Consider the following 11510-nt stretch of genomic DNA (forward strand, 5'->3'; position numbering starts at 1 on the left):
TACCGATCCGCAACGGGCCAACGCCGTTTGGTGGGGCGAGGTCGAAGTCCATGCGGGCATGATCCCAAACAGGTCTGTCAGCGAGTGACGAAGGGCCATCCAGGCCCAGCAGGTTACAGAGTGTGAGGGCTCCACAGAAGTTGGACCAGAACTAAAACTGGTTCTGGCTCGCTTTCCGTGATGTGCACACGCTGAGTGACGGATGAGGCTCCGATCGGGCTCTGGGAAATTGCCTGAAAAGGCCAGGACCGGTCTTGGTGTGGTCAACAGTGCGGCGTCGTGGAAGAGATGGCGCCTCGTCTGGAGGGCCTCCTGTTGCCGCCCATCGCGGACGGACGTGAGCGACGAGGCGATACGCATCGCCGTCTGTAGCACGGCGGACGGGGCGGCATGCCCGGACTGTGGGAGCGAGTCGACCCGGGTGCACAGTTCCTACCTGCGGTTCCCAGCGGACGTGCCAAGTGGCGGACGTCTGGTGGTCCTGCGTCTGCAAGGCCGGCGGTTCTTCTGTCCGGAGTCTTCATGTGCTCGGCGGACGTTCGCTGAGCAGTTGCCGGGACTGACCCGGAGGCACAGCAGGTGGACGGAGCAGTTGCGGTCGACTCTTGCCGTAGTGGGTCTCGCCCTTGCCTGCCGGGCCGGCGCCCGGATGGCGCGGGTCTTCGGGGGTGTCCATCAGCCGCAGCGGGGTGTTGCGGCTGATCAATGCGTTGCCCGAACCCGAATTCCCGGCCCCGCGGGTGGTGGGTGTTGATGAGTACGCCACACGCAAAGGACGGGGCTACGGCACGGTGCTCGTCGACGTCGAGACCCGTCGGCCGGTGGATGTTCTGCCTGACCGGGAGGCGTCCAGTCTGGCAGCGTGGCTCGCGAAGCGACCCGGGATCGAGGTCGTCTGCCGGGACCGCGCGCCGTTCTTCGCGGAAGGCGCTACAACCGGTGCACCTCAGGCGACGCAGGTCGCCGACCGCTGGCCTTGTGGCACAACCTCGGGGACGCCGCTGAGCGGGCTGCCGCCCGCGCCCGCCACCGCCAGAGCCTTCGCGTCCTGGTCCCCGACCGCGAGGCGAAGGCCGACGAACAGACGCCGCCCGAAGGGAAGGCAGGCTCCTCATGGCGGAGTGAGCGGTTCGCCAACCGCATCCGAGCCAGGCACGCCACGGTCCACGCGCTGCTGGAAGCTGGCCACAGTCGCCGTTCCATCGGACGCCAGCTGAACATGACCCACCGCACCGTCAAGAGCCTCGCCGACGCAGCGAAGCCGGAAGGCTCTTCCGCGGCCAGTGGCAGCACAACAGGACCTACGTCCTCGACGAGTACAAGCCCTACCTGGACGAACGCTGGGACGAGGGCTGCACCAACGCCCGGAAGCTCTGGGAAGAGGTCATTCCCTTGGGCTATCGAGGAAGCTACGGCAGGGTCAGCGCCTACCTGTGAGGGAAGCGCACTTCGCCACGGCCGGTCACCGCGCAACCGCCGGCACCCCGCGTGGTGACGAGGACGCCGCCCGGTGGGGATCAGATCAAGCCGGGGCGGCTGCGTGGCGTGCGACCGGAGTCCGCGGCCTTGTGATGCTCGTCCTGGTCAGCCCGCACGCTGGGTTCCCTCCACACAACGGTCGGCACCTTGTTCGTGCGGTCGATTTGTTCCGGCCGGTCGGCGGCGCATTCCGCGAGCCAAGTGCCGGGTTCTGCTCGACGACTAGCTCCGGGCTGTCGAACTCGCGCAGCACACCGAACGGATCCTCTTCGGATCGGCGTCGCCGGCCGGTCGGCCACATGCTGGTCGCCCGGTGCACGCGTGAGCACCAGCTGCGCTCCCGCCCCGCCAGCTGACTCGCGGTTCCCGCCCACCTCGGCTGAAGGACCTGGGAGAACCCGTCCCCGCGTCGGACCCTCACCATGCCCACCGGCCGACGCGGCCTCCAACAACCTTGCTCAGCCGTCCAGCAGCACCAACTGAAATGCCGAGGCTAAACGAAATTGCCCGGGAGTGCCGAACACCCAGCGCGCAAGACAGGGGAGCAACCACTCCCGCCCGCACGGCGATAAGACCCCGGGTTCCGATCGTTGCCCCTCTCGCCCATGGTGCAACGGCAATCGGACTGGCGTGCGCACTGAGCAACCTCAACTGCGGGAGGACGCCGGTGGGGGCGACCGCAGGTCGGCGAAGAGTACCCACCCCAGGGAGCGCTCACGGGCGGAGGAATGGCGTCATACCGACCAAGCAATTTCGCATTGATTATCATTTTCATATAGCGTTCGCTTCCTACGCCGACCCAGGAGGTCTCCATGGCAGTTCCGAAGCGGAAGATGTCCCGCAGCAACACCCGTCACCGCCGCGCCCAGTGGAAGGCCACGACGCCTCAGCTCGTGCCGGTCACGGTCGACGGCTCCGTCTACCAGGTGCCGCAGCGACTGGTGAAGGCGTACGATCGCGGCCTCCTCCACCCCGAGGGCTGATCCTTCATGGCTCAGGGCCCGCTGCCCGTCACCGTGCTCTCCGGCTTCCTGGGAGCCGGCAAGACCACACTGCTCAACCATGTCCTCAGCAACCGCGAGGGCCTGCGAGTCGCGGTGATCGTCAACGACATGAGCGAGATCAACATCGATGCCGCGCTGGTGCGCGGAGGCGAGGCGGCACTCTCACGCACCGAGGAACGCTTGGTCGAGATGACCAACGGATGCATCTGCTGCACCCTGCGCGACGACTTGCTGGAGGAAGTGGACCGGCTCGCTCGCGAAGGGCGCTACGACTATCTGCTGATCGAGTCCAGCGGCATCTCGGAGCCGATGCCGGTGGCGGCCACTTTCTCCTTCCCCCGCGACGACGGAGCGACACTGGGCGACCTCGCCCGGCTCGACACCATGGTCACGGTGGTCGACGCGGCCAGCTTTCTGCCGGAACTGGCCGGGGGTGACGGTCTCGCCGAGCGCGGACTCGACCAGTACGAGGACGACGAGCGCACGGTCAGCGATCTGCTCATGGACCAGATCGAGTTCGCCGACGTCATCGTGCTCAACAAACTCGACCTCGTGGATGAGCGAGAGCGTGAGCAGCTCAACGCCGCGCTCAACCGCCTCAACCCTGCGGCCCGGATCGTGCCCGTCAGCCGTGGGCGCGTGGAACTGTCCGAGGTACTCGGTACCGGTCTCTTCGACCTGGACCGGGCCCAGCAGGCTCCCGGATGGGTGCGGGAGCTGAACGGGGACCACATGCCGGAGACCGAGGAGTACGGAATCTCCAGCATGGTCTTCCGCTCGGACCTCCCCTTCCATCCCGACCGCCTGTGGACGTTCGTCACCGACGGGCTCGACAGTGGCCGGTACGGACAGGTCCTGCGCTCCAAGGGCTTCTTCTGGCTGTCCACCCGGCCGAACGTGACCGGTCTCTGGTCGCAGGCGGGCTCCGTGGCCCGCTTCGAGCCGTCCGGCGCACGTCATTCCGGGACCACGCAGGGTCAAGAGCTGGTCTTCATCGGTACGGATCTGCGCGCGGAGACACTCCACGAAGCGTTGTCGGCATGCCTGATGTCCGAGGGTGAGGCCCGGCCTGCGGCCGATACCTTCCCCGAATGGAACACGTATGGCATCGACGACTCATGTGAGCACGAGCACCCGGACACCTTGGCAGCGCACCCCTGAACTCCGGGCCGGACGGTGGTCGCAGCCACGGCATCGTCCGGCCCGGCCCGTACCGCATACAAGTGGGCCCCGCCGAAGATGACTTCGGTGGACAGGGTCCATCTGTACCTGACTACAGGACTCCCCTTCACCAGAGGGGCGTCATTCGAGCAACGGGTCGGGCACCGCGGCCCACTCATCCCTGCCCTGCGCCAGCTTCTGATCGGTCAGCAAGACCTCGTTGAGGGCAAGCCTGATGGCCTGCCCATCGAGATCCACTGCGGGTGAGGGCAATCTCGTTGCGCCGCTCCCCGTAATAGTCGTGCCAGAACCACGACGCGAGGGTTCGCTCTGAGGTGTGGCGGCCTGCCAAGCGGGCGTTTCCTCCGGCTCCAGCCACTGGCCCGCCTTTCGCAGGTTCAGGTGCGCAACCGGCGGAGCGCCAGGTGACCGCAGAAATCGGGACGACTGGAAAGCCGCAGGTGGCCTCGGCTGCGTACGACTCTCCTCATGACGTTGGCGAGGGCGCCCGCCAGGCGTTGCGGGTGGGCGGGAGGGCGAGCGCGCCAGAGCACAAACGCAACGGAGGGTGTGAGGTGGGCGGATCCGCGCCGGATGCCGGGGGTCACCATGGGATCCAGGCGCGCCAGCCACTGTTCGCGGAAGTCGGCCGGTAGTGGATGGACAAAGCGCTTCTCGTCGGCGGACGGGTGCAGAAGCGGAGGGGTACCGTTGATCTGCTCGACCAGGGACGCCACACCTGACGCGTACCGGCTGTCGGCGTCTTTCTCCGCGGGCACATAGAGAACATCGGCGGCCTCAACTTGCCGTGCAGCAGCTTCGGCCCGCGTGAGCGGAGCTGTGCGGTCCCAGCCGTTCCACAGGCGAACGGTCTGGTGTACGCAACCGATGTCGGCCATGAACGGCGCTGGGTCGATAACGTCCAGGATGGGCGCCGCTGCGTAGTGGTCTCCGAGGGAAATCGCACCGCTTCGGGTGCGCCGGCACGCCAGCCTGCCTGGGGGAAGCTGACCGCCCAGATGGTGCACACGCTCGCGATGGAGGTGATGCTCCTCAATGAGCAGGTCGCCGATCTCGACAAGTTCATCGGGGCCCGGTTTCGCGAACACCTGCACTTCGACGTGATCACCAGCATGCCCGGCCCGGGCATCATCCTCGGCGCCGAGTTCCTGGCCGCCACCGGCGACGACATGGCCGTCTTCGGCGCTCCCCCGACCGCCTCGCCGGCTTCGGCGGCGTCGCACCGGTCCCGTGCGGCTCCGGGAAAATCAGCGGGAACCTGCGGCGACCGCAGCGATACAACCGACGGCTCCAGTGGGGGCTCTACACCTCCGCGTTGTTCAGCATCCGACGGTCCGAGGGATCTCGTCGGCTCTACGACACCACCCCCAAGCCGTCCTTTCCCTCGCCTGCCGCCGCGTTGAAGTCCTCTGGGCTCTCCTCCGCGATGGACGGTGCTACGAGTTCACGCCGCTGACCACCCTCGCGGCTTGACAGACAGCATTAGGAATCGATGACACAGCGCACTCCGATTTGCTCATTCTGCTGATAGGTGAGATTTGAACCAAAAGCGACCCACAGAACCGGGGTGCAGACGCCCGATCTCTAGCCTCCTGGGGTCTCAGGACCTTGGATCTCCTCAGAGGCCGCCAGGGCCGCACACAGGGGATTCTGGCGAGGTTGGTCGTACCTCAATCGCCGTTCGGGCCGGTCATATCGCCCGTACCTGTCATCGCAGCCTTGCCAAGGCCGAGCCGCTTGCCGCCAACGGAGCACTCGTCCTCTATAGTCCCGCCGAGGCCCTCTGAGTGTCCCTGCCGTGACCATGCTTCACGACAGTGCCACCGTCCTGGATGGTGAACGCCGTCGCCTATGAGGCGGCAGTCGCGGAGAATCCAGGTTTTCATGCGCGCGAAGACTCGCTCGACGCGGGCGAGGCGTCCTGCGAAGCCTTATGGGCACCAGCCCGGTCGAGGCATCCCCCGGGAAGAGCACAACTCCGCAGGTTGCACCACGGCGGCTACCACCGTGCTCCCCTCCCCCATCGGATCGTCCTCAGCCACCGGAGCTGAATGACCGGGCCCGCGACTACTTGCAGCGGCGTCTGACCGAGGGCAAGACACGCCGCGAGATCATCCGCTGCCTCAAACGCTACGTCGCGTGAGATCCACCGACATCTTGTCCCAGCGACCATTCCGACCGACCAACCCGGTCGCCCGGGAACGATGGTTGACATCCATAAGGCATCAAGCTCGCCGTCCTCTACGAGGCAACCGTCCTTGTAGCAGCCATCAACGAGTGGCTGTGCCCTTCGGCCATCACGCGGTGGGATCCACGTTTCACGTGTCCGGCAGATCGCTGCCGCAGAAGATGCAGACAAAGTCGTCTTCGCGCACAATGTTGTGCTCCTGGCAGCCGGGGCACCGGCGGAACACCACCTCGTGGGTGAAGCCGGACGGACGTTCAAGCCCTACGTCGTCCAAAGCACGAGCGACTTCCGACCAAAGCCGATGTCCGGGCAATACCCGGTGGACTGATTACTGATCTCGCTCCCGTCCCGCCGGTCCGCCTCGCGCACGAAACCGATCTCGCCGGCACTTAACACCACGGCTCCCCCGGCACAGGCCACGTGCTCGCTCCGTCGCGGCGCCAGCCGAAGCGCACCGTCCGCGCCAACCACGAAGGTGAACGGCTCGGCCAGCTCCGCCGCCGATTGCCCAGCAATCCAGACGCTGTATTCCGCTGCCGAGCTGATCCGGCACCCGCCGCTGCCAGGCCCGACCGCAGCCTTCAACTCGATCGGTCCGACGTATCGGTAACTCCGCTTCCAGCAATCACCTCAGCCACTCCAGCACCTCGGACACACGCCCGAGCGCGAAGACGTTGAACCGCGTCCAGTAGGGCCGGCCAGGCCGCGTTCGGGCTGCCGTCTCGATGATCGTTTCCAAGGGATTAGTGGTCGTAGGCGGTCAGTGAGCGCAGGACGAGCTGGCCGGTGTGGTCGTTGTGCCAGATCGCGGCGGTCGGCGCGAGGACGCGCTGCATGACGCGAGCTATCACGCCGACCGGTGTGCGGCCTCGGTGCTGTGCGAGGTTGAGCTGGCCCTTGCAGATCTCGTTGACCGACTCGATGACCTGCCGCAACGGTTTGAACAGCGGGGCCCCAGGCCGTTCCGGCTCGCCCTTGCGGACCGGCCGCAGCAGTCGAATGTCCTGCTCGGCCAACTGGTGCTCGAAGCCGCGCCCGAAGTAGTTCTTGTCGCCGATCAGCGTCTGTCCAGGCCGGGCGGCGACGAGGTGCGCTTCGGCGGCGAGCAGGTCCAGCAAGGTCTCGCGTTCGTCGGCCTTGGCCCCGGTCAGGGCGAAGGCGATGGGCAGGCCCTGCAGAGTGCACACCAGGTGCAGGCGCAGGCCCCAGAAGAAGCGACTGTGGCTGGCGCAGTACCCGTACTCTGCCCATCCAGCCAGGTCGGAGCGTTTGACGGTCTCGCGGGAGCGTCCGCACTCCACGGGCGTGGAGTCCACGATCCACACGTCGTCGCTCCATACAGAGGTGTCGGTGGCCAGGACCCGGGTCACCCGCCGCAGCAGCTCGGCTGCCTTGCGCAGGCGCTTGCTGTAACCGGGCTGCCGCGGCAGGTAGGGGAAGAGATGCCGCAGGTGCGGTGATGCCTTCAGCAGGTCGTCGGTCTTCACATAGAGAGCGGTGGCGAGGGAGTCCAAGTCTGGAGTCACAACCGAACTTTGGACTTCCTCGTTCCATGCGGGCAGCCGATCCGCTGAAATCGATCATTCAGGTGGTACGGCGGCTACTGCTCCTCGGCGGAGGGCCGCCGCACCTCAAAGTGGAAGCATCCGTACTCCAGTGCCCGGACGTGCACGAGCACCACGTCCGGGTCGCTGAACGCATCGTCGAAGGCTGCGTCGAAACCAGCCGTGGTGTCGACCGGAATCTCAAGAAGGCGGCCACCGGCGATATGGCCCTGGGCGTCATAGCGGCGCACGGTACGCAGGGCGCCCGGCCGGTCGAAGGGGTAGTTCTCGCCGAGGGTGAACCCGCCGCAGTCATCGGCGTGAATGAAGACGGGTCCCTGTTCGTCGTACGCGCCTGGAAGCGCACCCTCCGCGGCGGCCCAGCGTCGCAACGGAGCGTATGAAACAAGGGCAATCCGCTCGCTGAGCCTGATGGGGCGTAGGCAGCAGCGCAGCGGGGAGCCTGCGTCGTCGCGGGTCGCGATGTACGGGACGCAGGGACGGCCTGCGTCATCGGCAACACGCAGTTCCTTAAGGACGGCTGGATCAACGGGGAGCACGGAGTACCTGGTCATGCGCCCATGCTGGCTCGACGCACGAGTGTCTGCTGGCAGGAAACGGACGTCACGTTCGTGCGTGCCCGCCCATAAAGCTGACCGGAAACGACACACCCGCTGTACCCAGGCCCCTTACGATCCCCACCCCTTGGAATCGATCATCTAGCGCGAAGACGTTGCAGATTCCGACTACCTGGACACTGCGGCTCGCCATCGCTCCGGCGACCACTCGGCCGTCGGCGGACTCTCCAGTAGGCACGAAGGTATCTGGGTCGTCGAGTAATCCGGATCGGAACAGTGCCGCGTTGCCATCTCCGTCGTCCCAGGCGCGCACCCATACCTGCAGCATGTCCAGATCGCCCGCCGCGTCCCAGCCGAGATCCGGCGCCAGGGCGGGCGCACTTGCCTAGCGGTAGATCCGCTCTGCCTCAAACAACACCTGGAAGCCTGCCTCCGTCAGGGAGGTCGAGGTCCGCGACACTGTCCCTACTCGAGGTGCTGGGTGCGACGGTGTCGATCCACGACAGCAGCGTGACCCGGTCGGCGCCCGGCACCAGCGTTACCAAGTCGGGGTAATACAACGGCGTGCGAGACGAAGGGCCCAGGCATGTGCCCCGACCTCGCATGCCAAGCGATGTGATCGGCTCATCGCCGCGCACGACTCGGCGTCGTTGCGAGCGGCGGTCCGGACCAGGAACTGCCTCGGAGTCGTCCCGAGCGGAGATCATGACGAATCTGGCCCGCCGCGTCGAACGGTTTTCCGCTGCCTGCGCAAGAGGGGCGCTCCGTCCGTCAACCAACGGCTTGGACATCGCGGGCTCGTCTACAAGAGCACTGGTCGGGAACGAGAGCGAGATGCCGTGTCGGGTCGTAGGGCAGGCGGCTGCGGAATCGCCAGTACAGGGAGGCGAACAGGCGGGTCTGGACGACGGCTTCGGGAGAGGTGACCAGTTCGATCCGGTTCCTTCAAGCTCAGCGGGGATGGACTCCTGCCGGGTCTGGTCTGGTCAAGCATTGAGGAGACGAACTGGGCGGTCGTCAGTCTTCGGTGCGACCGGTAGATGTTCAACTAGGCAGGATGTCGCGCCGGCGTGGTGGGTGGTTGACCTCTGAGGCGTCGTTGACCTATCACGCCGTGATAGGTCCGCGGTTCTGACTCGCTTGTGCGGGTGGGACCCAGCTGAGGCGAAGAGCTATCACGGCGTGATAGCCCTTCACGGCAAAAAACTTGTCTAGCTAACGCGTGGTGTACCAAATCGATCTCTCGCGTTAGTAGAGTGACGGACTATGACATCACCTGACAGCAGTGGCGACCGCGAGAAGGTCGTCTCCAAACTGCCCTCTTGGCTCCGCCAGGAGTTGAAGATCCGTGCTCTCCAACACAGCCTCGACATGCAGGACGCCGTGGAAGCCGGCGTGGCAGCGTGGCGCGGTCTCGGATCCAACCTCAGCCCCATCGACACGAGCGGCGCCGAGTCCTTCGCGACCTTCCTGCCGGCCGACCTTTGGTCAGGATTTCGCGCCGACTGCAAACACCGAGGCGTATCCCTGATCCAGGGACTCGCGCAATCCGTGCAGATGTGGCTCGACATCAATCCCGCACCGGCCGTGAAGCGCCCCGAGATCGTCCGCCGCTTCATCGTCTGCAACCAGAAGGGTGGGGTCGGTAAAACCGCCATCACCGCCGGCACCGGAGAAGCTCTCGCGGAGTCCCCCACCGCGCTGGTACCTGTACGCATCTCCAAGCACTTCGCAGCTCTACTCACCCAGGACGAAACCAACACTCACGACCCGCTCACCCTCGAAGACCTCCCCGGCCTCGGCCAACGAGTACTGCTCGTCGACTTCGACCCCCAAGGCCACCTCACCCGCCAACTCGGCCAAGAACCCCTCCCCATCGACGGGGACTCCCTCACCAATCACATGGCCGGAGACGGCAAGGGTGAACTCCGCGACCTCATCGTCCCTATCGACGAAGAGCGCTTCGGCGAACGACTCCATCTCCTGCCAGCATGCACCGACGCCTTCCTCCTCGACGTACGCCTCGCATCCGTGCGAGCACGCGAGGCCTCCCTGGAACGCGCCCTGTCCCCCATCGAGGCCGACTACGACGTCATCCTCGTCGACTGTCCCCCCAGCCTCGGCCTGAGCATGGATGCCGCTACCTACTACGGACGACGACGCCCTCAGGAATCCCCCGGCAACTCCGGCGCCCTCATCGTGGTCCAAGCCGAGGACAGCAGCGCCGACGCCTACGGACTCCTCACGTCACAGATCGAGGACATGCGCGCTGACCTCGCGCTCGACATCGACTACCTCGGACTCGTCGTCAACCACTACGACGCCCGCCGCGGCTACATCGCCACGTCCTCCCTGCAGTCCTGGATGGACATAAAGGATCCCCGAGTCGTCGGCGTCATCGGAGACCTCAAAGAACAGAAGGAGGCCGTCCGCGCCAAGCGACCCCTCCTCGCCTACGCGCCCCGCTGCGACCAATCAGTCGCGCTGCGCGCCCTCGCCCGGGAGATCAGCAAGTGAGCAAAGCCAAGGATCTCGGTGCCGGAGCCTCTTTCGCTCAGGCCCGCCCCATCAGCGCCCGCCGCGCCGCCATCGGTGCCGCCACTGGCGCGGCCACCGACGGAGTTCCCGACCCCACAGAACTCCCCCTCGGAGTCATCAGCCAGAACCCCGACAACCCGCGTGAAGAACTCCGCGACCTTGACGGACTGGCCGACAGCATTCGAGAGATCGGCCTCATCAACGCGATCACCATCGCCAGCGTTGAGGCATACCTCGCTGAACGCCCGGACCGGGCAGATGACCTCGACGTAGGCGCTCGCTTCATCGTCATCGATGGCCATCGCCGACTCGAAGCCGCACGACTTGCCGGCGCATCGACGATTCGGGTCAGCGTCGAAAACGCGCTCGTCTCCACCGACGAATCCCTACTCGAAGCAGCTTTCGTTGCAAACGTTCACCGCGACGACATGAACCCTCTCGAGCAGGCCCAAGCGCTGCGCAAGCTCGTCGAGTTCTACGGTTCGCAGAACAAGGCAGCCAAGAGGCTGGGTATCGGCCAGTCCACCATCTCCTCGAAGCTGTCGATCCTCGACCTCGCACCCGAGCTACAGGCGGACCTTGTTGCCGGACGTCGAAAGATCGAGCACGTGCGGAACTTGGCCAAGCTGGCCCCAGAGGAGCAGCGGGAGAAGGCGGATGCCCGAGCGACTGCTTCCGCTCAGCAGAAGTCCTCGATCCTGTCCGGCGGGGGAGTGGTTCCGGAGGTTGTCCGGACGCAGCCTGAGGCACCGACTCCTGCCCCCATCACGTCGGAGGACCAGCCAGAGGTATCACGCCGTGATAACTCCGATGCCTCAGCTGTCCCTGAGGAATTGCCTGCCCAGCGCGCTGAAGCCGACGACCAGCAGGCGGACGCTCCGGAGCTTACACAGGGGGATCCGAGCCTCGCTCACCTCGCCCGCGGGACCAAGATGCCGTGGCACGACGGTGATGCCGTGGCAGAACTCGTACTACAGAAGATGGACGACGAGCAGCA

General features: G+C 65.8%; 9 protein-coding genes and 3 pseudogenes. 7 read left to right on the forward strand and 5 right to left on the reverse strand.

The genetic code is table 11. The features are described 5' to 3' along the window. Nucleotides 1-202 precede the first annotated feature (202 nt). From ABT001_RS32030 to ABT001_RS32045, 4 genes are all read left to right on the forward strand, one after another. A complete protein-coding gene (locus ABT001_RS32030; protein ID WP_351284812.1) occupies nt 203-754 on the forward strand; it encodes a transposase family protein in 552 nt (183 codons plus the stop codon). Between the two features lie 37 nt (nt 755-791). Beyond that, the gene (locus ABT001_RS32035) at nt 792-1217 is read left to right on the forward strand and encodes a transposase (protein WP_351284814.1); all 426 of its coding nucleotides are present in this window, start codon (nt 792-794) and stop codon (nt 1215-1217) included. Between the two features lie 1074 nt (nt 1218-2291). After that, a complete protein-coding gene (gene rpmF, locus ABT001_RS32040; RefSeq protein ID WP_351284815.1) occupies nt 2292-2462 on the forward strand; it encodes a 50S ribosomal protein L32 in 171 nt (56 codons plus the stop codon). A gap of 6 nt (nt 2463-2468) precedes the next feature. Further along, on the forward strand, nt 2469-3644 hold the full coding sequence (locus tag ABT001_RS32045; protein ID WP_351284816.1) for a GTP-binding protein: 1176 nt from the start codon (nt 2469-2471) through the stop codon (nt 3642-3644). A gap of 398 nt (nt 3645-4042) precedes the next feature. On the opposite strand, the gene ABT001_RS32050 is transcribed toward ABT001_RS32045, so the two are convergent. Beyond that, nucleotides 4043-4543 carry a CobW family GTP-binding protein gene (locus tag ABT001_RS32050; RefSeq protein WP_502967556.1) on the reverse strand — a complete coding sequence of 167 codons (501 nt, stop codon included), beginning with the start codon at nt 4541-4543 and terminating at the stop codon, nt 4043-4045. Between the two features lie 79 nt (nt 4544-4622). Between ABT001_RS32050 and ABT001_RS32055 the strand changes: the two are divergent. Further along, nucleotides 4623-5138, forward strand: a pseudogene (locus tag ABT001_RS32055) (transposase); the annotation flags it as partial. A gap of 359 nt (nt 5139-5497) precedes the next feature. Here ABT001_RS32055 and ABT001_RS32060 read toward each other — a convergent pair. The 4 genes and pseudogenes from ABT001_RS32060 to ABT001_RS32075 form a co-directional block, all read right to left on the reverse strand. Then, a pseudogene (locus ABT001_RS32060) lies at nt 5498-5578 on the reverse strand (IS5/IS1182 family transposase); the annotation flags it as partial. 405 nt (nt 5579-5983) lie between these two features. Next, nucleotides 5984-6438, reverse strand: a pseudogene (locus ABT001_RS32065) (hypothetical protein). 158 nt (nt 6439-6596) lie between these two features. Next, on the reverse strand, nt 6597-7379 hold the full coding sequence (locus ABT001_RS32070) for an IS982 family transposase (RefSeq protein ID WP_351284818.1): 783 nt from the start codon (nt 7377-7379) through the stop codon (nt 6597-6599). A gap of 74 nt (nt 7380-7453) precedes the next feature. Next, entirely contained in the window at nt 7454-7972 is a 519-nt protein-coding gene (locus ABT001_RS32075) for a DUF1203 domain-containing protein (RefSeq protein WP_351284819.1), read from the reverse strand. A gap of 1269 nt (nt 7973-9241) precedes the next feature. On the opposite strand from ABT001_RS32075, the gene ABT001_RS32080 reads away from it, so the two are divergent. Both ABT001_RS32080 and ABT001_RS32085 read left to right on the forward strand, forming a co-directional pair. Continuing rightward, a complete protein-coding gene (locus ABT001_RS32080; RefSeq protein WP_351284820.1) occupies nt 9242-10492 on the forward strand; it encodes a ParA family protein in 1251 nt (416 codons plus the stop codon). Further along, nucleotides 10489-11510: ParB/RepB/Spo0J family partition protein (locus ABT001_RS32085; protein WP_351284821.1), on the forward strand; the 1022-nt coding region annotated here is incomplete at its 3' end. The genes ABT001_RS32080 and ABT001_RS32085, both read left to right, overlap by 4 nt.

The organism is Streptomyces sp. NPDC002793 (assembly GCF_040295485.1).
Taxonomy (GTDB): domain Bacteria; phylum Actinomycetota; class Actinomycetes; order Streptomycetales; family Streptomycetaceae; genus Streptomyces.

Bases quoted from the DNA above. Each gene is read 5' to 3' on its own strand.
- ABT001_RS32030 (WP_351284812.1), top strand. From the start codon at position 203: ATGAGGCTCCGATCGGGCTCTGGGAAATTGCCTGAAAAGGCCAGGACC.
- rpmF (WP_351284815.1), top strand. From the start codon at position 2,292: ATGGCAGTTCCGAAGCGGAAGATGTCCCGCAGCAACACCCGTCACCGC.
- ABT001_RS32045 (WP_351284816.1), top strand. From the start codon at position 2,469: ATGGCTCAGGGCCCGCTGCCCGTCACCGTGCTCTCCGGCTTCCTGGGA.
- ABT001_RS32050 (WP_502967556.1), bottom strand. From the start codon at position 4,543: ATGGCCGACATCGGTTGCGTACACCAGACCGTTCGCCTGTGGAACGGC.
- ABT001_RS32075 (WP_351284819.1), bottom strand. From the start codon at position 7,972: ATGACCAGGTACTCCGTGCTCCCCGTTGATCCAGCCGTCCTTAAGGAA.
- ABT001_RS32080 (WP_351284820.1), top strand. From the start codon at position 9,242: ATGACATCACCTGACAGCAGTGGCGACCGCGAGAAGGTCGTCTCCAAA.